The sequence below is a fragment of the Actinokineospora fastidiosa genome (assembly GCF_014648415.1).
GTDB lineage: Bacteria > Actinomycetota > Actinomycetes > Mycobacteriales > Pseudonocardiaceae > Actinokineospora > Actinokineospora fastidiosa.
Window position 1 is genome coordinate 2,083,836 of the sequence record NZ_BMRB01000001.1, and the last position, 21,218, is coordinate 2,105,053.

The 21,218-nt window shown below is 74.7% G+C and carries 23 protein-coding genes; 10 read left to right on the forward strand and 13 right to left on the reverse strand.

Annotation, left to right across the window (positions count from 1 at the left end):
• Window position 1 precedes the first annotated feature (1 nt).
• On the reverse strand, window positions 2-394 hold the full coding sequence (locus IEY98_RS10000) for a DUF1707 SHOCT-like domain-containing protein (RefSeq protein ID WP_189209921.1): 393 nt from the start codon (window positions 392-394) through the stop codon (window positions 2-4).
• A gap of 65 nt (window positions 395-459) precedes the next feature.
• Window positions 460-1,545, reverse strand: coding sequence for a S1 family peptidase (locus IEY98_RS10005; RefSeq protein ID WP_189209922.1), 1,086 nt, complete (start codon window positions 1,543-1,545; stop codon window positions 460-462).
• A 244-nt stretch (window positions 1,546-1,789) separates the two neighbouring features.
• Here IEY98_RS10005 and IEY98_RS10010 point away from each other — a divergent pair, with 244 nt between their 5' ends.
• Complete coding sequence (locus IEY98_RS10010; RefSeq protein WP_189209923.1) at window positions 1,790-2,014, forward strand: hypothetical protein; 225 nt, start codon at window positions 1,790-1,792, stop codon at window positions 2,012-2,014.
• A 339-nt stretch (window positions 2,015-2,353) separates the two neighbouring features.
• On the opposite strand, the gene IEY98_RS10015 is transcribed toward IEY98_RS10010, so the two are convergent.
• Window positions 2,354-2,560, reverse strand: coding sequence for an antitoxin (locus tag IEY98_RS10015; protein WP_189209924.1), 207 nt, complete (start codon window positions 2,558-2,560; stop codon window positions 2,354-2,356).
• Window positions 2,561-2,701: 141 nt separating this feature from the next.
• On the opposite strand from IEY98_RS10015, the gene IEY98_RS10020 reads away from it, so the two are divergent.
• Window positions 2,702-3,220 carry a methylated-DNA--[protein]-cysteine S-methyltransferase gene (locus tag IEY98_RS10020; RefSeq protein WP_229786715.1) on the forward strand — a complete coding sequence of 173 codons (519 nt, stop codon included), beginning with the start codon at window positions 2,702-2,704 and terminating at the stop codon, window positions 3,218-3,220.
• On the opposite strand, the gene IEY98_RS10025 is transcribed toward IEY98_RS10020, so the two are convergent.
• A complete protein-coding gene (locus tag IEY98_RS10025) occupies window positions 3,169-4,287 on the reverse strand; it encodes an erythromycin esterase family protein (RefSeq protein WP_189209926.1) in 1,119 nt (372 codons plus the stop codon). The two genes, IEY98_RS10020 and IEY98_RS10025, sit on opposite strands and share 52 nt — an antisense overlap.
• Before the next feature lie 91 nt (window positions 4,288-4,378).
• Here IEY98_RS10025 and IEY98_RS10030 point away from each other — a divergent pair, with 91 nt between their 5' ends.
• A complete protein-coding gene (locus IEY98_RS10030; RefSeq protein WP_189209927.1) occupies window positions 4,379-5,080 on the forward strand; it encodes a MerR family transcriptional regulator in 702 nt (233 codons plus the stop codon).
• Here the strand turns inward: IEY98_RS10030 and IEY98_RS10035 are convergent.
• Window positions 5,077-6,309, reverse strand: coding sequence for a nucleotide sugar dehydrogenase (locus IEY98_RS10035; RefSeq protein WP_189209928.1), 1,233 nt, complete (start codon window positions 6,307-6,309; stop codon window positions 5,077-5,079). The two genes, IEY98_RS10030 and IEY98_RS10035, sit on opposite strands and share 4 nt — an antisense overlap.
• 3 nt (window positions 6,310-6,312) lie before the next feature.
• Window positions 6,313-6,438: a hypothetical protein gene (locus IEY98_RS33070; protein WP_268244563.1), complete on the reverse strand. Its 126-nt coding sequence runs from the start codon at window positions 6,436-6,438 to the stop codon at window positions 6,313-6,315.
• 346 nt (window positions 6,439-6,784) lie between these two features.
• Between IEY98_RS33070 and IEY98_RS10040 the strand changes: the two genes are divergently transcribed.
• The gene (locus IEY98_RS10040) at window positions 6,785-7,327 is read left to right on the forward strand and encodes an EF-hand domain-containing protein (protein ID WP_229786716.1); all 543 of its coding nucleotides are present in this window, start codon (window positions 6,785-6,787) and stop codon (window positions 7,325-7,327) included.
• A gap of 57 nt (window positions 7,328-7,384) precedes the next feature.
• On the opposite strand, the gene IEY98_RS10045 is transcribed toward IEY98_RS10040, so the two are convergent.
• From IEY98_RS10045 to IEY98_RS10075, 7 genes are read right to left on the reverse strand one after another with little or no spacing between them, the layout of a single operon-like run.
• Window positions 7,385-8,674, reverse strand: coding sequence for a hypothetical protein (locus IEY98_RS10045; protein WP_189209930.1), 1,290 nt, complete (start codon window positions 8,672-8,674; stop codon window positions 7,385-7,387).
• The gene (locus IEY98_RS10050; protein ID WP_189209931.1) at window positions 8,671-9,057 is read right to left on the reverse strand and encodes a DUF6917 domain-containing protein; all 387 of its coding nucleotides are present in this window, start codon (window positions 9,055-9,057) and stop codon (window positions 8,671-8,673) included. Before IEY98_RS10050 ends, IEY98_RS10045 begins: the two co-directional genes overlap by 4 nt.
• The gene (locus tag IEY98_RS10055; protein ID WP_189209932.1) at window positions 8,987-9,955 is read right to left on the reverse strand and encodes a Gfo/Idh/MocA family protein; all 969 of its coding nucleotides are present in this window, start codon (window positions 9,953-9,955) and stop codon (window positions 8,987-8,989) included. Before IEY98_RS10055 ends, IEY98_RS10050 begins: the two co-directional genes overlap by 71 nt.
• Entirely contained in the window at window positions 9,955-11,064 is a 1,110-nt protein-coding gene (locus IEY98_RS10060; RefSeq protein WP_229786717.1) for an Ldh family oxidoreductase, read from the reverse strand. The genes IEY98_RS10055 and IEY98_RS10060 overlap by 1 nt, the downstream gene beginning before the upstream one ends.
• Window positions 11,061-12,269 (reverse strand): M20/M25/M40 family metallo-hydrolase, encoded by a 1,209-nt coding sequence (locus IEY98_RS10065; protein ID WP_189209934.1) that lies wholly within the window; start codon window positions 12,267-12,269, stop codon window positions 11,061-11,063. The genes IEY98_RS10060 and IEY98_RS10065 overlap by 4 nt, the downstream gene beginning before the upstream one ends.
• Complete coding sequence (locus IEY98_RS10070) at window positions 12,270-13,085, reverse strand: sugar phosphate isomerase/epimerase family protein (protein WP_189209935.1); 816 nt, start codon at window positions 13,083-13,085, stop codon at window positions 12,270-12,272.
• Window positions 13,082-14,053, reverse strand: a complete 972-nt coding sequence (locus IEY98_RS10075) for a Gfo/Idh/MocA family oxidoreductase (protein WP_189209936.1) — start codon at window positions 14,051-14,053, stop codon at window positions 13,082-13,084. The genes IEY98_RS10070 and IEY98_RS10075 overlap by 4 nt, the downstream gene beginning before the upstream one ends.
• 196 nt (window positions 14,054-14,249) lie before the next feature.
• Here IEY98_RS10075 and IEY98_RS10080 point away from each other — a divergent pair, with 196 nt between their 5' ends.
• The 6 genes from IEY98_RS10080 to IEY98_RS10105 are packed head-to-tail and all read left to right on the forward strand — an operon-like array spanning window position 14,250 to window position 21,148.
• Complete coding sequence (locus IEY98_RS10080; protein WP_189209937.1) at window positions 14,250-15,443, forward strand: DegT/DnrJ/EryC1/StrS family aminotransferase; 1,194 nt, start codon at window positions 14,250-14,252, stop codon at window positions 15,441-15,443.
• The gene (locus IEY98_RS10085; protein ID WP_189209938.1) at window positions 15,440-16,552 is read left to right on the forward strand and encodes a DegT/DnrJ/EryC1/StrS family aminotransferase; all 1,113 of its coding nucleotides are present in this window, start codon (window positions 15,440-15,442) and stop codon (window positions 16,550-16,552) included. The genes IEY98_RS10080 and IEY98_RS10085 overlap by 4 nt, the downstream gene beginning before the upstream one ends.
• A gap of 10 nt (window positions 16,553-16,562) precedes the next feature.
• Complete coding sequence (locus tag IEY98_RS10090) at window positions 16,563-17,510, forward strand: UbiA family prenyltransferase (protein ID WP_189209939.1); 948 nt, start codon at window positions 16,563-16,565, stop codon at window positions 17,508-17,510.
• Window positions 17,507-18,823 carry a protoporphyrinogen/coproporphyrinogen oxidase gene (locus tag IEY98_RS10095; RefSeq protein WP_189209940.1) on the forward strand — a complete coding sequence of 439 codons (1,317 nt, stop codon included), beginning with the start codon at window positions 17,507-17,509 and terminating at the stop codon, window positions 18,821-18,823. Before IEY98_RS10090 ends, IEY98_RS10095 begins: the two co-directional genes overlap by 4 nt.
• Entirely contained in the window at window positions 18,816-19,568 is a 753-nt protein-coding gene (locus tag IEY98_RS10100) for a class I SAM-dependent methyltransferase (RefSeq protein WP_189209941.1), read from the forward strand. The genes IEY98_RS10095 and IEY98_RS10100 overlap by 8 nt, the downstream gene beginning before the upstream one ends.
• Window positions 19,565-21,148 (forward strand): class I adenylate-forming enzyme family protein, encoded by a 1,584-nt coding sequence (locus IEY98_RS10105; RefSeq protein WP_189209942.1) that lies wholly within the window; start codon window positions 19,565-19,567, stop codon window positions 21,146-21,148. The genes IEY98_RS10100 and IEY98_RS10105 overlap by 4 nt, the downstream gene beginning before the upstream one ends.
• Window positions 21,149-21,218 lie beyond the last annotated feature (70 nt).

Here is a 21,218-nt window from a genome sequence, read left to right on the forward strand (position 1 = left end):
CTCAGGAGACGACCATCACCAGGACCGCGGCGACGACCAGGGCCGGGGCCAGCGCCCACCACGAGTTCGTCACCGCGGCCACCGCGACGATCAGTCCGATCCCGGCCACCAGGAACCCGCCGATCACCAGGCTGGTGTTCCGCTGCTTCACCGTCGGCGGCGCGGGCCGGACCGGCTCGGGCGATGGCGCGGGCGGGTCGAACCGCGGGTGCGGCGCGGGCAGGTCGGCGAAGACGGCGCGCAGGTCGCCCCGGGTGCGGGCGGCGGTGGCCGCGGCGCAGCGGGTCTCGTACTCGCCGATGTCGATCCGCCCCTCGGCGAGGTGGTCCGACAGCGCCGCCACGGCCCGCTCGCGGTCCGTCGTCCCGACCCGGATGTCAGCGTCGCGCCCCATGGCACCGACTGTACGAGAACACGGCGGGGGCCCGCCCCGGGACGAGGCGGGCCCCACGGTCCGCGCTACCCCGTGACGAGGGTCAGCCCGTAGGTCTCGAGGATCTCGCCGAGCGGCTGGAAGAACGTCGTCCCGCCGCTGGCGCAGTCACCCGAACCGCCGGAGGTGACGCCCTGGCCCTGCGTGCCGCTGACCCACGAGCCGCCGGAGTCGCCGGGCTCGGCGCAGGCGTCGGTCCTGGTGAGGCCGCTGACGGTGCCCTCGGCGTACTGGACGGTCTCGTCCAGCGCCTCCACGGTGCCGCACTGCCAGCCGGTCGTCGAGCCGGAGCGGCAGATGCTCGCGCCCACCGCCGCGGCCTCGGAGCCGGTGACGGTCACGTCGCCGTGGCCGTAGCCGTTGACGACGGGGCTGGGCGTCCACGAGTCGACGACGCTCACCCAGGCGTAGTCGTTGTCGGGGAAGGACGAGTCCTCGACCACGCCCATCTCCGTCTTGTCGACGCCGGTGATGGTGGCGCCCGGCTCGCCGCAGTGGCCCGCGGTGACGAACCCGCCCTCCACCGCGAACCCGACCGAGCACCGGCCGGACTCGTTGATGTAGTACGCGTCGCCGCCGATCACGTCGGTGTAGAGACGCGGCCGGGACTCCACCACGGTCACCCGAACGGGGGTCAGGCCATCCACAAAGGACTGCACGGCCTGCGTGTCGGACAGCGTCTTCACCACGACGGTGTTCGACGGCACGTCGACGTACCACCCGGTGATCTCCTCGGGGGCGGTCTCGGCCTTCGCGTCCAGCGCCGACTTCACCGCGTTCAGCGCGTCCGCCGAGTGCTCGACGATGGCCGCCGTGCCGCCCGCGGCGGTCACCTCGTTGACCAGCGCGGGATCGGTGACGCCGACCCGCAGCGTGCCGCGGTCGAGCCACGCGCCGCCGAACGCCGTTCCCGCCGCCTCCGACACGGCGGGAACGAGCGCGCGGGCGGCGTCCTCCCGGCTCAGCAACTCGTGGACCTGCGCGGTCGTCAGCCCGAGGTCGCGTTCGAGCGCGGGCACGAGCGCCTGCGGAGCCGCCCCCGCGGGCAGGCTCACCGCCAGGCCCGCGGCCAGGCAGGCAGCGGCGCCTGCGATGCCTATGGTTTTGCGCATCTACCTCTCCGTTCAGCAGGGACCGGGACGCTGCCGCCCCGGACCGGTGCACCAGGGTTCCCGGCAAAACCGGCGAGCCGACGTTATTCGGCGAAGCAGCAGGCAGGACACCCGATGACCCTCGGTTTCCGGAAGGGATTCACCAACCGATTTCAGACTTTGTGGACACCGTGGACACCCGCTCACTGCGCCGACCGGGTGAGGGGTGTGTCAGTATGGACGGAGCAGCGCACGCGGGGGAGCGATGGAAACCTGGCCAGAGCCCGGCACGGTCGTCACCTTCGGGATGTGCGACTTCCGCTCGGGAAACCCCCAGTTCGTGGGCATCGGCGTCATCTCGGGCCCCCCGGAGCGGCACCCGCACGGCGACTGGTGGCGCCTCCCGGTCGTGCCGCTGGACGAGGACGCGCCCGCCACCCCGGACTGGATCACCCTCGCGGACATCATCGACGAACTACCACCGGGCTGACGCGGAGCGCGCTTCCGGCTGGGAGCCTTGACACCGTGGGTGGAGGGACGGCCCGGCTGTAAGTGGTGATAGCTGCGGTGGCCGTTGCGGGTGACGCCGTGGTGGAGCGAATGGTGAGACCTGCGGTGGTGGTGCGCGTTGTGGTCGGGGGCGGAGTCGAGTGACGCCCTATGGGGCGAAAGGTGAGAGCTGCGGTAGTCGTGCGCGCTGCGGTGACGCTAGGGCGAGCGACTGATGGGAGCGAAGGCCTGCGGTGGTCGGGGCCGGGCGTGGCGATGCCCCGGCCGGACAAGGGGCGGGTCCGGCCGGGGCATCCGGTCTGGGGGAGGGCGGGGTGGGTCAGTGGGCGCGGCGGCCGTGGGCGGAGTCCTGGACCCGGCGGACCAGCGAGCCGATGCGGTCGTGGTACTTGCCGTGGGTGCGCCGGTCGACGAACTGGCCTGCCTTGGCGGCCCAGCGGTCCACCTTGTCCGGATGTTTGCGCGCGTACTTGCTCGCGGCGGCCGCGGCGCCCGCGAGGGCGGTGAGTCGCTTCAACAGCGGCATGGCGGTCCTTTCCTCGGCTCACCCTGTCAACGACCCAGGTACCCCGATCGGTTCCCGGTGAACCGCTATGACCGATTCCCGCCAGCGCGCCCGTCCGGCGGCAGGCCATCCTGGACGGGTACCCGAAAGCGAGGAACCACAGTGCGTGCGCACACCGTCATCGACAGCCCGGTCGGCCCGCTCACCCTGGTCGCCACCGACGGCACCCTCTCCGGCCTCTACATGACCGACCAGCGCCACCGCCCGGCCGACAGCACGTTCGGCGGCCGCGACGACACCATCCTGCCGGAGGTCAAGGCCCAGCTCGACGCCTACTTCGCAGGCGAGCTGACCGACTTCGACGTCCCGCTGAACCTGCACGGAACGCCGTTCCAGCAGGAGGTCTGGCGCGCCCTGTGCGAGATCCCCTACGGCGAGACGATCACCTACGGCGAACTCGCCCTGCGCGTCTCCCGCCCGACGGCCTCGCGCGCGGTCGGCGCGGCCAACGGCCGCAACCCGGTCAGCGTGATCGTGCCCTGCCACCGCGTTGTCGGCTCGACCGGCGACCTCACCGGCTACGGCGGCGGCGTCGAGCGCAAGCGCTTCCTGCTGGACTTCGAGACCCGCTACGCGCCTGCGATGTGCAGCACGGCGGCGGCGCCGTCCAGCGTCGCCTGATCTAGCGGGAAGTAGCCCCGCTGGCGGGCGGTGTCGGTCCTCGGTCGCCCGGGACCGGGCCGGACCAGACCCCATCCGGTGACCTGGCCGCTCAACCGGCCCTCGAAGGTGTCGGGGTCGGGTTCGCCCAGTCCCAGCGCCGCACTGCGCCCGATGCTGCCCATGATGACCGTGCACCGCTCGCCCAGGGCGTCCAGGATCGCCCCGGCGGAGTACCAGCTGACCTCCGTGCCGCCCATCGCCATGGTGCTGACCGTGCGCCGCAGGTGGAGGTTGTGGGTGAAGACGAGCGTGCCGCCCCGGCGGGCCTCGGCGGCGCGGATCTCGACGAGGTTGCGGGCCATGAGCGCGTCCCGGGTCGCGGTCAGGCCCGCCAGCCGCGCCGCGGGCTCGACGCGCCGCGCCGCCTGCGCGTGGTAGCGCAACAGGTCGAGACCCGCCGTCAGGCGCGTCCTGGCCCGGGACCACGTCTCGCGCGAGGACGCGGCGATCAGCTCGGGTGCGCGCGCGTGGAGCGTGGTGAGCATGTCGTCGGCCAGCACGCGCAGCCGGTCGGCCTCGGCGGTGGCCCCGGGCGAGGCCTCCGGGTCCATGACCGCCTCCGTCCGGCTCCACCGCTCGTCGTCGCCGGTGAGGGCCGCGATGTCGGTGTCCAGCCCCAGGTAGTCGCGGGCGTGCTCCAGATAGGACCGCGGGCTGGGCGCGCTCATGGTCTCCATCGGCGTGTCGAAGCCGTGGAAGGCCAGCCGCCCCTCCGGCGGGCGGCCCCGGTTGTACTCGCGCATCCAGGAGACCAGTCGGCGGTTGGCGTCGAACTCGCCCCAGCCGTGGGAGAAGCCCTCGCGCAGCACCGCGTCGAGCGTGCCCACGCCGTCCTGGACGTAGTCGTTCACGATGAGCGCCGCGACCCGGTCGACCTCGAGGGCGACCGACCGGAAGCCGTGCTCGGCCAGCCTGCCGACCAGCTCGTTGCGGATCAGCCCGAACGCGGGCTCGGCGTGCGTCGGCTCGCCGATGGCCACCAGCTCGTCCGCGGCGGTGATGACGTCCATGATGTCCTGACTCATAGGTCTTAACCGTATCTTTGAAGACTCGGTGGAAACCTGAGCTCGCGTTGACCTCTGACCGGGAGCGTAAAGTCTCAAACCGGTGATAACCATGCGACCGACGGACCTCGCCCGCGAGCACGGGATCTCGACCCAGGCCGTCCGCAACTACGAGCGCGACGGGTTCCTCCCGCCCGCCGACCGCACCCCCAGCGGTTACCGCGTCTACACCGAGGCGCACGCCGCCGCCCTGCGCGCCTACCTCGCCCTCATCCCGGCCTACGGGCACCGGACGGCGGGCCGGATCATGACCGCGGTCCACGACGGCGACCTCGACGACGCCCTGACGGCCATCCACCGCGGCCACGCCCAAGCGCTCCACGACAGCGACACCCTCGACGCGGTCCACGAAGCGGTGATCCACCTGACGACTGCCGATACCCCGGCGGACCGCCCAGCGGACACCGCCGTCCGGGCCGTCGGCGAACTGGCGCGCAGGCTCCGCCTCACCCCGGCGACCCTGCGCGCCTGGGAGGCCGCGGGAATCCTGGCCCCCGAGCGCGACCCCGCCACCGGCTACCGCGTCTACCGGGCCCAGGACGTCCGCGACGCCGAACTCGCCCACCTGCTCAGGCGCGGCGGCTACCCCCTCGACCGCATCGCCGACGTGGTCCGGCGGCTCCGCACGGCGGGCGGCGCGGACGCGCTGGCCGACGCCCTGCGCGACTGGCGGCGCAGGCTCACCGCGCGGGGCGTCGCCATGCTCGACGCGTCCGCCCGACTCGGCCACTACCTGGCGATGATCGACCGCTAGAGCCGCACGACGTGATCGCCCACGGCGACCCCGCGGGTGTCCAGCACGACCCGCGCCGCGCGCACGACCGCGCCGAGGTCGACCCGCCGGTGGTCCTGCAGCACCACCGCCAGGTCCGCGTCACCGGACCAGGACGGCACACGCACACCATCCACAGTGAACTCATCCACATAGGGGTCGTGATAGGACACCTGGACGCCCATCGCGCGCAGGTGCCGCACCACGCCGACCGCGGGCGACTGGCGCATGTCCGCCACATCCGCCTTGTAGGTCACGCCCACCAGCACCACCCGAGCTCCCGGCACCGGGCCGACGCGCGCCAGCAGGTCCCGCGCCCGGCGCGCGACGTACCCCGGCATCCCGGCGGTCACCGCCAGCGCCGTGGAGATCAGCGTCGCAGGCAGCCCGGCCGAGCGCGCCCGGCTGGCCAGGTACTGCGGGTCGACCGGGATGCAGTGCCCGCCGACGCCCGGGCCGGGGGTGAACGGCTGGAACCCGAACGGCTTGGTGGCCGCGCACCGCAGCACGTCCCACACGTCGACGTCCATGCCCGCGCAGAACACCGCCAACTCGTCCACCAGGGCGATGTTGACCAGGCGGTAGCTGTTCTCCAGCAGCTTGGCCGTCTCCGCCTCGCGCAGCCCGGCCGCGACGACGACGGTGTCGACCAGGTCCTCGTAGAACGCCGCGCACCGCTTGGCGCAGACCGGGGTCAGCCCGCCGACGACCTTGGGCGTGTTCTCGAAGGAGAACTCGGCGTTGCCGGGATCGATGCGCTCGGGGGAGAACGCCAGGTGGAAGTCAGCGCCCGCGACCAGCCCGCCGGACTCCAACACGGGCGCGAGCACCTCCTCCGTGGTGCCCGGGTAACTGGTGGACTCCAGCACGACGAGCGTCCCCGGCCGCAGGTGCCGGGCCACCGCGCTGGCCGCCGACAGCACCGCGCCCAGGTCGGGCTCGCCGTCGACCAGGCCCGTCGGCACGCAGATCACCACCGTGTCCGCCGCGCCGACCGGGGCCGGGTTGACCGTGGCGGTGAACCCGGCGTCGAGCATGGCCGCGATGTCGCGGTCGGGGATGTCGCCGATGTGCGAGCGGCCCGCCCGCAGCCCGGCGACCACGTCGCGGGAGACGTCCACGCCGGTGACGGAAAGCCCGGCCGCGCACGCGCGCCGGGCCAGCGGCAGGCCGACGTAGCCGAGGCCGAAGACGACGAGGTCGAGTCCCATCGCTCAGGCGCTGCGACGGCTGGCGGCGATCTGCGCGGCCCCGGCATCGATGACGACGGCCCCATCGCTCGCGGCGGCGGGCACGGCCGGGGCGAGCGCGCCGATCCGGACCGCACGGGCGAATCCCATGATTCCTCCACTGGTCGATCGAGGTGGCGCGTCCACTATTTACCGGAACGCCCGATCGGGGCAGTCGCTAATTCGTGTACGCGTTTTCACTCGATAGTCCGATGCGACTGATCGTTTCTGCTCCTACGGTACGCATCCTGCGTGTATGCGCCGGTCGCAATATGGCTGCCGCTTCCGCAGCGTGATCGCGACTAACCGATCGGGGACGTTTGAATACACTCGAAGAGGGTGCTCGGCGATGGCTGCCGAAATGACCATCCCGGACTACTGTCGGGACAGCGGAGCTTTCGCCGAATGCGCGGGTCGCTCCCGGGACAAGGGAAATCACCACAGAATCCGAAGGAGCATGGTTGTGACCGCTAGCGTCCAGGACAGCCGCCTCAAGCGCCGTTTCGAGCTGTGGGACTCCAACGGCGACGGGACCATCGACAAGTCCGACTACGAGACCGAGGCCCGTCGCATCCTGCAGGCGTTCGGCGAGCAGGAGAACAACCCCAAGGGCCGGGCGCTGATGTCGGCCTACCTCGGCATGTGGGACAAGCTCGCGACCAAGGCCAAGGTCGGGCCGCAGGGCAAGATCACCATGGACCAGTTCCTGCAGGTCTCGGAGAAGGAGCTGGTGGAGGGCGGCGACGCGGGCTTCGACCGCAACCTGCGCCCCACCATCGAGGCCATCGTCGACATCTGCGACACCGACGGCGACGGCGAGGTCAACCAGCAGGAGTTCAAGCGCTGGATGCAGGCCGTCGGCGTCGACGCGATGCAGGCCGACAACGCCTTCGCGCAGCTGGACACCAACGGCAGCGGCGCGCTGTCCGTCGAGGAGCTCGTGGACGCGGTCCGGGCCTACCACCAGGGCACGTCCGACATCAACCTGCTGGGTCGCTGACCCGGCGGTTGACGCGACGAGGGCCCCGGGGCGATCCCCCGGGGCCCTCGCCGTGCGCTAGCGGGTCAGCCGCAGCCGCGCCTCGTTGCGCAGGGCGCGGCCGAGGATGTCCGGCCGCAGCAGCTCGCGCGGGTGCTCGCGCATGTTGACCACGTCGAGGAACCGGCGCGCCACCACCGGGTCGGCCATCGCCGCGCGGTCGATCGCCGCGCCGACCGCCTGCATGACCCGGTGCCCGCGCGGCCGCTCGCCGCGCACGTGCGGGAGCCGGAAGTCGGCGACGACCGAGGTCTGCCACGCGGCGTCGACCAGCACGCGCAGCCGCTCGAAGTAGGCCTCCACCGAGGACCCCTCGGCCAGCCACGCGCTCATCGCCGAGACGTGCATGGCAGCGGACGGCACGCCTTGCCCGTACACGGGGTTGAACGACGCCACCGCGTCGCCCACCGACACCAGGCCCTCCGGCTGACCGTCCGCGCGGTGGAAGTCGCGGCGCACGCTGTGCGGGAAGCGGTGCACGGCGACCGGCGTCGCGGGCGCGCACGTGCGCACCAGCGCGGCGAACGCGGGCGCGGGCTCGGCCAGGAGCCGCTCCCGGAACGCCTCGGCCGCGCGGCCCGGGCGGCGCTCGCCGTAGCCCGCGACGGTGCACAGCCAGCGGTCCGGCGACACGGCCGCCACGCAGCTCACGCCCGGGTCCGGCCAGGCTGCCGACCGCAGGGAGTGCACGGCGAGCAGGCCGTCGAGGCGCTGGCCGGGCGCGCGGTGGTACAGCGCGGTCGCGTAGCCGAGGTCCAGGTGCACGCGCCGCTTCGGCGCCGGGGTGACGCCCAGCCCGCGCAGCCACTCGCCCTGCCGCGTGCCGCGGCCGCTGGCGTCCACCACCAGGTCGGCGTCGCAGCGCCCGCCCGCCAGCACGACACCGGACACCCGGCGGCGGTCGCCCGCCAGCCCGACCACGCGGTCGCGGACCAGCTTCACCCGAGGCAGGACGGCCCGGCGCACATGCCACTCCACCATCGGCCGGTGCACGGGCAGCAGCTCGTCGTCCGGGATGACCGGGCGCATGCGGCCGTCCACGCACATCCGGCCGTCCACTGTGGACAACGGGACCACGCCGTGCGCAGCCAGCTCGGCGGCCAGGTCCGGGAACCAGTGGTCGAGCAGGCCGCGGGCCAGCGCGTGCAGGATGTGGAACTGCTCGGCGTGCGGGGTGCCGGGCCGGGTGCCGGGCGCGTCCGGCAGGTCGTCCGGCTCGACGACGACGACCTCGTCGGCGTGCCCGAGCAGCGCCCGGGCGGCGAGCAGGCCCGCCATGCCCGCCCCGGCCACCACGGCCCGCCTCATCCGAACCGCACCGGCGACTCCGGGCTCAGCGCGATGTCCGAGCCGGTCACCGGGGACGCCCGGTGGATGAGGATGTTGTAGTGGTTGGGGAAGTGGCAGGCGTCGAAGCCGAGCACGGTGCCCACGTACGCGCCGCCGATGTGCACGGCGTCGCCCCGGTCGATGACGCCGCCACGGTCGATCTCGGTGAAGCCCAGGAACCCCACCCGGTCGATGCGCCCGTCGGCGACGCCGTGATCGGTGGTCACCAGCTCGTGCACCTCGCCCCGCCGCACGCAGCGGCTGGCGAACTCCTCCAGCCGCATCCCCCGGTCATCCCGGCGGTGCACCAGCACCTTCACCAACGTGCCGGACACCGTCCGCTTCTCGCCGTCCTCGATCACTCCTGGCTCCTTCCGCCCGATACGCCGCGTCCACCAGCTCCAGGGCGGCCAGGCCCGCGGTGTCCGGGCCGCCGTCGTGCACGGCCAGGGCGAACGCGCGCAGCACCCCGGCGTACTCGTGCCACAGCGACTGCTTGAACCCGGCGAACCCGGCCAGCATGTCCGCGTGCCGCACCCCGCCGTCGGCGAGCCGGACCTCGATGTCCTTGGTCTCGCCCGGGTGCGACCAGTCCAGCTCGACCTCCGCGGTCGCCCCGCACTCGGCCGACAGCAGCAGCCGCGCCCACCGGTCGACGCCCAGCTCGTCCCTGCGGATGTCCACATCGGTCAGCTCGACCGGGCCGAGCAGCATCCGGACCAGGTCGAGGGCGTTCGGCCCGTTGTCGGCGACGCAGCCGCCGCCGCACCGCGCCGGGTCGAGGTACCACTGGTCGAGGCCCGCGTGCTCCTCGATGCGCTCCAGGTAGCGCACGCGCACCGAGTCGATGGCCCAGCGCGGCGGCAGCCCGAGCAGCAGGTCCCGGACGCGGGCGTTGTAGCGGCGGTGGAAGGAGGTGAACAGGACCGTGCCGCGCGCCTGGGCGAGCGCGACCAGCTCGCGCCCGTCGGCCAGGTCGATCGCCAGCGGCTTCTCCACGCACACCGGGATGCCCGCGTCGAGCAGGTCCCGGCAGACGGCGGCGTGCGCGTCGTTGGGCACGGTCACCACGACACCGTCCAGCCCGCCGTCGGCGATGAGGTCGCGGTGGTCGGCGTAGCAGCGCACCTCGCCGCGGAACGGGGCCAGCGCGGCGCGCCTGCGGTCGCACACCGCGGCCAGCCGCAGCGGCCCGTTGTCGCCGAGCGCGGCGAGGTAGAACCGGGAGATCACGCCGAGGCCGATGATCCCGACGCGCATCAGCGGACCTCCGGCATGGCCAGCCCGACGCGGTCCGCGACCTCGGCCAGCTCGGCGACCAGCGCCGCGGCCAGGGGAACGCCGTTGGCCTCGGCGTCCGCGGCGCGCTCGGCCTCGGGGCAGCCGGGGTAGGTGACCGGGCGGGCCGGGTCGGCGGGCGGGCAGTCCAGCAGGGCGCCGAACAGCGCGCCAGCGTCCCGGTGGAACGCCCCGGGCTCGCGCAGCGCGCCGGGCGCGATGGCGAGCAGCAGATAGCCGATGTCGTCGTCCGCGGCGGGACCGCCTGCCGGACCGCCGACCGGGCCGAGGCCAGCGCCGGGGACCAGGGCGGCCAGCACCTCGACCATCAGGCCGAGGCCGAATCCCTTGTACTGCCCGGGGCCGGGCGCGCCCAGCCAGCTCAGGTGGGCATCGCCAGCGTCGAACCGGGACGGGTCGGTGACCGGGCGTCCGGCGTCGTCGGCCAGCCAGCCCGGCGGGATCGGCGCGCCCGCCCTGGCCGCGGCGCGAACGCGGCCGGTCGGCGCGGCGGTGGTGCTCATGTCCAGCAGGAACGGCGGGCGGTCGCCCGCGGGCGCGGCCACGGCCAGCGGGTTGGTGCCCAGCATCGGCGCGGACCCGTGCGGCGGGCGGGCGATGCGCTGGTGGCCGCAGTTGGCCGCGACCACCCCGACCATGCCGTGCCGCGCCGCCCGCAGCGCCGGGTGGCCCGCGCAGCCGAAGTGGGTGCCGCCGCGCACCGACACCATGCCGATCCCGTACTCCGCCGCCCGCCTGCACGCCAGGTCCATGGCCTCGCCCGCCAGCCACAGGCCGAGCGAGCGGGCCCCGTCGAGCAGCACGGCGGCGCCGCGGTCCGCGGCGACCTTCGGCTCGCCCGCCGGGTCGACCCGCCCGGACTCCAGCAGCGGGAGGTAGATGCGGGTGAGGTTGGCCAGGCCGTGCGAGGTCATCCCGGTGATGTCGCCGTGGCACAGCGCCTCGGCCGCGGCGACCGCGCGCGCGGGCGGGACGCCGTGGGCCAGGAAGACAGCGGCGGTGAAGTCCAGCAGCGCGCCCACGGGCACGCGCACGCCGGTCGGGACCGGCGCGATGTCGAGATCGGTCAACAGGTCCTCCGGTCGGCGAACGCGCACAGCAGTCGGGACACCTGGGCGGCGAAGGCGTCCAGGTCGGCGAGCAGGGCGTGCTCGCCGGGGGCGTGGGCGCGGTTGGCGGCGAGGTCGCCGGGGCCGAGCACCGCGGTCGGGGAGCCGGACAGCCAGATGGCGTCGCAGGTGAACGCGCCGTCGCCGCGCGGGACGCCCGCCGCGGCCATCAGGTCGGCCACCGCGGGGCCCGCGTCGGTGAGCGTGGGCAGGCCGCGCTTGCGCCAGTGCAGCCGGGTGACCCGGCGCGCGTCGGCCGCCGTGCGGGCCAGCGCCCGGGAGCGGGCGTGCCGGGCGGCGAAGTCGGCCAGGGCGTCGGCCAGGTGGGCCTCGACGGCGGCCGTGAGCGCCGCGCCCGCCTCCGCCGTCGCGTACGGCAGGTTGACCAGCAGCGTGCCCGTCCCGTACACCCGGTTGTGCGCGGTGCCGGTGTGCAGGCCCGCGACGCACACGTCGTCGAGCCGCTCGCCGAGCCACGCGGCGATGTGGCCGAGCAGGACGGTGGCGTTGTGGCCGTCGCCGGGGGAGTCGTCGATCGCGTCGTCGCCGTCGACGCGGATCTCGGCGGTCGCGGACGCGGTCGCGCGCGGCTGGTAGCGGCCGGACGTGGGCTCGCAGAAGACGTTGAGCGCGCCGACGTGCCCGGCCTCCACCAGCGGCCGGGTGCCGAACACGCCCATCGCGCCGCCCTCCTCGCCGGAGACGGCCTGCACGACGACGGCGACCTCGGCCCCGACCGCCTGCCGCCGCGCCGCGGCGTCCCGGATGCCCGCGAGCAGCGCCACCGCGGGCCCCTTGGCGTCGATCGCGCCCCGGCCGCGGAAGACCGCGCCGTCGAAGGACACCGGCTCCACCCCGGCGACGGTGTCCAGGTGGACGTTGAACATCACCGTGCGCGCGACCGGCAGCGGCGGGCCGAGGCGCAGCACCAGGTTCGGCTGGCAGGCCAGGAAGTCCGCGCCCCGGCCGCGCACGGTCGACGGGACGTCCGGCCGGTCCAGCACCGCCGGGTCGGCGGGCGCGTGGTGCACGACGGTGAGCCCGGAGGCGTCGGCGTAGCGCTTCTGCGCCTCCCACAGCCGCACCGGGCCGTCGCTCTCCAGCGGTCCGGCGGTCGGCAGGGCGAGCAGGTCGAGCAGCAGGGCGTGGTCGGCGGCGGTGAGCACTCACGCCCCCGCCGGGCACGCGGCCAGCAGCGCCTCCAGGGCGATCCCGGCGGCGTGGAAGCCCGAGGCGTCGCCGGGCACGCCGTCGCGCTCGTGCGGGCGCAGGCTCAGGTGCGGCTCCAGCGACAGCGCCCCGGTGTAGCCGTGCGCGGCCAGCAGCGCCAGCGCCCCGGCCACGTCGGCCGCGCCGTCGCCGGGCAGCGTCCACACCGGCCCCGGCACGCCGTCCTTGACGTGCACGTGCCGCACGTGCGCCACGATCTCGGCCAGCAGGTCGACGCCGGAGTAGCCGTACGCGACGCCGTTGCCGGTGTCGAACAGCAGGCCGAGGCCGTCGCCGACCAGGGTCAGCATGCGCTCGGCGTCCGCGCCCGCCCAGCCCGCGCAGTTCTCGTGCAGCAGGACGAGGTCGGCCTGCCCGGCCCGGTCCGCCAGCTCGCGCAGCCGCCGCCGCACCCGCCGCTCCCACTCGGCCGGGGGCAGCCCGGCGTTCGGGTACGACATGACCCGCACGTACCGCGTCCCCAGCAGCGCGCAGCGGCGGGCCAGCACCCGCAGCTCGTCGAGGTCGCGGCTGAAGTCGTCGGTGATCTCCGATGACCAGTCGCCGATGCGCGAGTCCACGCACACCACGTCCAGCCCGTGCCCGGCCACCGCGGCGGCCACGGCGTCGAACGCCGCGTCGTCGAGGTCGGCCAGCGCGGTCCCGTCCACGGTCCGCAGCTCGATCGCCGTCCAGCCCAGCCCGGTCACCGCGGCGATCTGCTCGGCGGCCGACGGGCCGGCCTCGTCGCCGATCCCGGCCAGCGTCCTCACCGGACCGCCCCGGCCCGCGCGCCCGCGAGGCGCTTGGCCTCGGCGATGAGCGAGACGACGGCCGCGCCCGCGGTCAGCTCGCCGAGCATCCGCGCGCCGTCGAAGTGCCGGTAGGCGCGCGCGACGAAAGCGGTCAGCGAGTCGTCGCGGAACACCGAGTGCGAGCGCCTGCCCGGCGCGGTGACCTCCAGCTGCGCGAACTCGTCCGCGGCGCTGACGGCGAAGTGCCCGACGGCCGTGCCGCCCTCGAACTCCACGGTCACGCGCCGCTCGCGGACCGGGGCCGTCAGCTCGGTGGTGATCTCCGTGCGCGCGCCGCCCTCGTGGGCCAGGCTCAGCCACGCCCCGCCGAGGCCGGGGAACACGGCCGAGCCCAGCAGCATGTCCGCGCAGCCCGCCCCGGTGACGGCGGCGGGCCCGGCCAGCCGCAGGGCCAGGGCCACCGAGTGCGGGGCCTCGACGTCGAACGCGCTCGGGTGGTCGTCGCCCGCCAGCGTGCGGGTGAACCGCGGCTTGGCCTGGCGCACCGCGATCGACAGCGGCCGCCCCAGCTCGGCGCGCAGGCCCATGAGCCTGCGGGTCAGCTCGCTGTGCCGCCACTGCGCGATCGGGACCACGTCGAGGCCGACCAGGTCGACCAGGTCCAGCAGCTCGGTCAGCGCGGCCGGGTCGGCGGCCAGCGGCTTCTCCACCAGGAACCGCCGGAAGCCCAGCCCGGCCAGCGCCGTGATCGGCTCCACCCGCGCGGTCGGCGGCGTGCACAGGTGCACGACGCAGGTCGCCGGGTCGGTGAGCGCGGCGGCGTGCGGCAGGTCGCGCGCGGCGACCACGTCCGGTCCCGGCTGGACACTCCGAACGGGATCGAACACCACGATCGGGGGATCCTCGCGGCCGCGCAGCGCGCGGAGCACCGGGAGGTGCAGCCGCGTGCCCGCGTGGCCGAGGCCCACGACGAGCGTGCCCGGCATGCAGCGCCACCTCACCCTCGCCGACCACGGATTGAGAACGCCCCAAACCCTGGCCCCGACCAGGGGAGCTGTCAACGCGGGCCACACGACCGTGTGATCTTTGGATGTGTTGCGGCGCAAGCCATATCAGCCTGGCTAGCGTGGGGTGGCGGACCGGCGTCCGCCCGTCCCCCCGATCAGTCCGGAAAGGACACGCATGGAGCACGCCGCCGCGCTCACCCGCGCGCCAGCCGTGCCGGTACCGTTCTTCACCCAGGCCGCCACCCTCGATGCGGTGTGGCCGCTGGCCGAGGCGAACCTGGCCGAGGTCGTCGCCCGCGGCAAGTACTCCCACGGCCACATGGTCGAGCGGTTCGAGCGCGTGCTGGCCGAGCACATCGGCGCGGCGCACGTCGTGGGCGTCAACTCCGGCACCGACGCGCTGGTGCTGCTGCTGCGCGCGATCGGGCTGGAGCCCGGCGACGAGGTGATCGTCCCGGCGTTCAGCTTCATCGCCACCGCGTCCTCGGTCGTGCTGGCCGGGGGCAGGCCGGCCTTCGCCGACATCGGCCCGGACGACTACGCGATCGACCCGGCCGCGGCCGCCGACGCGGTCACCGACCACACGCGCGCGCTCATGCCCGTGCACCTGTTCCACCAGCTCGCCGACCTCGGCGCGCTGAGCGCGGTCGCCGACCGGTTCGCGCTGAGCCTGGTCGAGGACAGCGCCGAGGCCGTCGGCATGCGCTGGGACGGCCGCCACGCGGGCCTGCTGGGCAGCGGCGGGGTGCTGTCGTTCTTCCCCACCAAGACCCTCGGCGCCCTCGGCGACGCGGGCGCGGTGGTCACCGACGACGACCGGGTCGCCGACGCCGCGGCCGCGCTGCGCCACCACGGCCGGTTCGGCCGCACGCTCGCGCACTTCCCGGGCATCGCCAACGAGACGGTGCTGCCGGGGATCAACAGCAAGATGGACGACTTCCAGGCCGCGATCCTGCTGGCCAAGCTGACCCGGCTCGACGCCGACATCGCCCGCCGCGCCGAGCTGGCCCGCGCCTACACCGAGCGCCTGGCCGACCGCCCCGGCGTGCTGCGGACGCCCACCGTCGTCGCGCGCGACGTGCCCACCGACCCGGTGTTCTACGTCTACCTGGTGGAGGTCGAGCGCCGCGACGAGCTGGCCGCGCACCTGGCGGCCCACGGCGTCGGCACCGAGACCTACTACCCCGTGCCGCTGCACCTGCAGCCGTGCTTCGCCGAACTGGGCTACCGCCCCGGCCAGTTCCCGGTCGCCGAGGCGGCCTGCGCGCACACGCTCGCCCTCCCGCTGTACCCGGACCTGCCCGACACCGCCGTCGACCGCGTCTGCGACCTCATCGGCGGCTTCTACGCGGGACGGGCGGACCTGTGACCACGCTGCCGTTCTTCCCTCCCGACCTGTTCGACCACGACCGCGACCTGCTGCTGGAGACCGTGCGCCGGATCGGCACCGACCCGGCGCAGCGGTTCATCCTCGGCGAGCGCACCGCCGCCTTCGAGGCCGCGCTGCGCGAGCACACCGGCGCGGCCGACGTGATCGCCTGCGGCAGCGGCACCGGCGCGCTGATGCTGGTGCTGCGCGCGATGGACATCGGCCCCGGCGACGAGGTCGTGGTGCCCGCGCTCGGCTGCGCGCCGCTGGCCGCCTCCGTGGTCAACGTCGGCGCGACGCCGGTGTTCGCCGACGTCCACCCGTGGACGATGGTCGTCGAGCCCTACGAGGTCGAGACGGCGATCACCGAGCAGACCGCGGCGATCATGCCCGCGCACATGTTCTCGGTGATGGCCGACATGCCGACGCTGTCCGCGCTGGCCGAGCGGCACGGGGTGCGGCTGGTCGAGGACTCCGCGGTCGCCCAGGGCGGCGTGCTCGGCGGGCTGCCCGCGGGCCGGTGGGGCGACGCGGGCGTGTACTCCTTCGTCCAGGTCAAGACGTTCGGCACGATCGGCGAGGGCGGCGCGGTCGTCACCGACGACGCCGCGCTCGGCCAGCTGGTGCGCATGCTGCGCAACCACGGCCAGGACGGCCGCACCCGGTTCGTGCACCACGCGATCGGCTACAACAGCCGCTTCGACGAGATCATCGCCGACTACCAGCTGCACCGGCTGTCCGGCCTGGCCGAGCGGCTGGAGCGGCGGGCGCGGATCGCCGAGTACTACACCGAGCGCTTCGCCGACCTCGCCGACCGCGGCATCCAGGCCCCGCCCCCGGGGCGCGACGGCCGCTGCTACTACGTGTACTGCCTGCTCGCCGAGCGCCGCGAGGACCTGCGGCGGCACCTGGCGCACCGGGGCGTCGGCACGCACGTCTACTACCCGACGCCGCTGCCCGCGCAGCCCGCGTTCGCCCAGTACGCGCGCAGCAGGCGGTTCTGGCCGCACGCCGAGCTCGCGGGCGCCCGCATGCTCGCGCTGCCCATCTACCCGCATCTGACAGACGCCCAGGTCGAGCACATCGCCGACAGCGTCTGCGCGTTCTGAGGAGGGCGCCATGAGCATCGCGGTCCCCGCGCCCACCCGGCTCGGCGCGTTCGCCCGGCTGGCCAAGCTCGATGTCTGGGACTACTACCTGGCCGTGCCCCTGGCCTGGGCCCTGTGCGGGCCGCCCGCGTGGGGCTCGACGGACGTGCTGGTCACGCTCGGGCTGTTCCTGCTCGGCACGGTCGGCGTGGTCGCGGGCGCGGTCGCCTTCGACGACGTCACCGGCTTCCGCGACGGCAGCGACGCGGCCAACTACGGGCCCGACGCGCCCGCGCGGCGGCTGGCCCGCAAGCCCCTGCTGACCGGCGAGCTGACCGAGCGCGAGGCGATCGTCTTCGGCTGGTGCGCCACGCTGTTCGGCACGCTGGTGTGGACGTGGACGGCGGCGTTCGCGCCGTTCCGGCCGCTGTGGGTGCTGCTGCTCCTCGCGGCGTGCCTGATCTCCGCCGTGCAGTACTCGTGGGGGCTCAAGATCAGCTACCGGGGCTGGCAGGAGGTGTTCCTCGCCGGGTTCGGCATCGGGCTCGTGCTCGCCGCCGTCGGCCTGTGCACCGGGGAGATGAGCGCGTTCACCCTGGTGCAGGCCATCCTCTTCGGACTCGGCCCGCTGCTGTTCGGGGTGTACTCCAACACCCGCGACGCGGTGGGCGACGCGCGGGTGGGCAGGCCCACCGTCGCGGTGCTGCTGAGCACCCGGGGCAACATCGCGTTCATCGCCGCGCTGTCGGTGGGCGAGATCGCGCTGATCGTGCTGTCGTCCGGGCTGGGCGCGGCGCCGTGGTGGTTCGCCCCGGCCATGCTGCCCGCGATGGGGCTGCGGGTGGCGCAGCTGCATCGCGGTCTGGGCCTCGGCGACGTGCTGGGCGCGCGGCTGATCGGGCTGCACGCGCACCGCACGACCGTCGCGCTGCTCATCGTGGTCAACCTGTTCACGCCCGCGCTGGGCGGCTGGTCGTGAGCCCCGACCTCGACGTCGCCGTCGTCGGCGCGGGCATCGCCGGGCTGACCGTCGCCCACCGGCTGCGCCGCGCGGGCCGCGAGGTGCGCGTCTTCGAGTCCGCCGAGCACGTGGGCGGCCGGATGCGCACCCTGCGCCGCGACGGGTACACGGTGGACACCGGGGCGGAGATGATCGGCACGCACGGCTATCCGGCGACCTGGCGGCTGCTCGGCGAGCTGGGCATGTCCGATGTGGACGCGCCGCTGATCGGCGCGGGCCTCGCGATGTGGCGGGAGGGCCGGGCGCACCCCGACGTCGGCGACCCGAGGGGCCTGCGCACCGGGGCCGGGCTGTCGGTGGGCGCGCGGGTCGCGTTGGGCAGGCTGCTGACCGGGCTGCGGCTGCGCGGCAGGCGGTTCGACCCCGACCACCCGGAGGCGACGCCGCTGCGCGCGCAGACCGTCGCGGACCTGCTCCGCCGCCACCCCCGCGACCTGCACGACTACCTGTTCGCCCCGATCGCGTCCGGGTTCTACGGCTGGGACACCACGCTGGCGTGCGCGGGCCCGCTGCTGGCGCACCTGAACGCCGTCGGGCCGACCAGCACGTTCCGCACCTACCGCGGCGGCATGGACACCCCCGCCCGCCTGCTGGCCGAACGGCTCGACGTGACGGTGGGGACGCCGGTGGAGTCGGTGGCCGCGCTGTCGGGCGGGGCCCGGCTGCGGGTCGGCGACGCCGACGTCACCGCCCGGCAGGTGGTGCTGGCGGTGCCCGCGCCGGTCGCCGCCGCGCTGGACCCGGCAGCGCCCGCCTACGTGCGCGCGGTCCCGTACCGGCCGATGGTGAAGGTCGCCTGCCTGCTCGACACCCCCGTCCTGCCGGTCGAGGGCACGTTCGGGCTGTTCGTGCCGCCGGTGGAGAACCCGATGTTCGCCGGGCTGGTGGTCGACGAGCGCAGGCATCCCGACCGGGTGCCGCCCGGCCGCGGCCTGGTGACGCTGGTCGCCGGGCCGGGGGCGGCCGCCGAGCTGGCCGCCGGGCCGCCGGAGCGGGCGGTCGAGGTGCTGACCGCGGAGGCCGACCGGTACCTGCCCGGGCTGCGCTGCCGGGACACGGTCGTCTCGCAGTTCCGGCACGGGCTGCCGATGCCGACCCCGGCCGCGCTGGCCGCGCGCCCGGACTTCGTGCGGCGGCCGCCGTCCCCGGTGGAGTACGCGGGCGACTGGTACGCGCTGCGCCCGTCCAGCGAGGGCGCGGTCCGCTCCGCGGAGCTGGTGGCCGCGCGCGTGCTGGACCGCAGGCCGACCCTGGTGGTGAGCGGTGGCTGAGACCGCGTACTGCTTCGACACCGGGTTCGACCGCGAGGCCGAGCGCCTGGCGCTGGGCGAGGCGCTGTGGGACCCGGGCACGGTCGCCCGGCTGGCGCCGCTGGTCGGACCGGGCGCCCGCTGCCTTGAGGTGGGCGCCGGGCACGGGTCGGTGGCCCGCTGGATGGTCGCGCGCGGCGCCGAGGTCACCGCCGTCGACCGCGATGTGTCGCATTTGGACGTGCCCGGCGGTCGGGTCGTGGCGGCGGACATCCGCGACGGGCTGCCCGGCGGCGGGTACGACGTGGTGCACGCGCGGCTGCTGGTGCAGCACCTGGCGAACCGGCTGGACGCGGTGCGGCGGATGGCGGACGCCCTGCGGCCCGGCGGCCACCTCGTGCTGGAGGACACCGACACGGCCGCGCTGTTCAGCCATGCCGACGGCCCGTTCCACGACGAGGTCAAGCGGGCCGCGTACGCGGTGATGCGGGCGTCGGGGTACCACCCGAGGTGCGGGCTGCTCGACGTCGAGCTGGCCGAGGCGGCCGGGCTGGCCGACGTGCGCGCCGACGCCCGCGCCGAGGTCGTCCGGGGCGGCTCGGCGGGTGGGCGGTGGTTCGCGCTGTGGCTGGAGCACCTGCGCCCCCGGCTGACCGGGGTGGAGCCCGGCGACGTCGACCGCGCGGTGGCCGACCTGCTCGACCCGCGGCACACGTGGCTGTCGCAGGTGATGGTGACCGTCATCGGGCGGAAGGTGGAGCCGTGAAGCCGTCGGACCTGGGCACGCTGTTCGAGGACCTGGTCGACCGGGGGGTGCGCACGGTCGCCGAGCTGGACCGGCCGCTGGACATCGCGCCGGACTTCGGCACGACGTACACCATGGCGGACCTGGCGGGCCTGGTGCGCAACGCGGCGGGCTGGCTGCACGCCGCGGGCGTCGGGCCCGGCGACCGGGTGGCGGTGGTCAAGGAGAACCACTGGGACTACGTGCTGCTGGCCGCCGCGGCGGCCCGGCTGGGCGCGGTGCCCGCGCTGCTGTCGGACCACCTGCCGCCGCAGACGCTGCAGGTGCTGCTCAAGCGGCTGGACCCGGCGCTGCTGGTGACCTCGACCGGCGTGCTGGACAACGCGCGCGACGACGAGACCGACCTGATGGGGTTCGGCAGGCGGACGCTGGTGCTGGACGGGCGCTACCCGGGCGCGATCGACCTGGCCGCGCTGCGCGGGACCCGTCCGCCGGGTTTCGTCCGCCGGGCCCCGGACGCGCCGCTGATCATCAACCACACGTCGGGGACGACGGGCACGCCGAAGCTGGTGCTGCACACCGCGGAGACGCTGATCCACCAGCTGGCCGCGCGCGAGGCGCAGCGGGTGCCGGTGCTGTCGAGCCGGTCCTGCGACACGGTCGCCTCGGCGATCGCGTACTGCCACGGGCGCGCGGTGCCGTGGACGATGAGCGTGCTGTGGCTGGCGCCGGAGAAGGTGGTGGTGATCGGGTCGGGGTCGCCGGAGGCGCTGTTCACCCACCGTCCGACCACTGTGGAGGCCCTGCCGTCGGTGTACGTGCGGTGGCAGGGGCTGACGCAGGTGCCGGGCAACCCGTTCGAGGACGTGCGGCTGTACGTGAGCACGTTCGACGCGATGCACCCGCCGACGGTCCGGGCGTTCCTGGGGGCGTCGCGGCGGCGTCATCCGCTGTGGGTCCAGGTGTGGGGGCAGACGGAGACGGGGCCGATGACGTTCCGGTTCCTGACCCGGCGCTCGGTGGCGTCGCGGGCCGACCGCCATCCGACGACGCGCAACCTGGGGCGTCCGGTGCCGGGGCGGACGCGGCTGAAGGTGGTGGACCCCCGGACGTTCCAGGAGGTGCCCGCCGGTCGCCCGGGCCTGGTGCTGGTGCGCACCTCGGCGCGGTGCGTGGACTACGTGGGCGAGTCGGAGCGCTACGCGGCCAAGCTCTCGGGCGGGTGGTGGAACTCCGGCGACGTGGGCGTGCGCACGCGGACGGGGTCGTACCTGCTGCTGGACCGGGAGGTCGACGTGATCCCGGGGCAGAGCTGCGTGGAGCTGGAGGACGTGATCGAGGACCGGGTGCCGTCGGTGGTGGAGTGCGTGGTGCTGGGGACGCCGGGCCAGCTGCCGGTCCCGGTGGTGGTGACGACGACCGGCGCCCTGGACCCCGCCGAGTGGATAGCCGCGGTCCGCGACCTGCCCGCGCTGGCCGACCCGGTGGTCTTCACCTGGGACCGCGTGCCGCGGACGGGAACGGGCAAGGTGCGGCGGATGGAACTGCGCGCCCTGCTGCACCGGGGCCCGGCGACCTTCGGCACGGGCCACTGGACCTGACCGGACGGTGGCGGAGAGGGCAGGATTCGAACCTGCGTGGGCCTGTGGCCCTTCCTGCGAGCAGGAACCC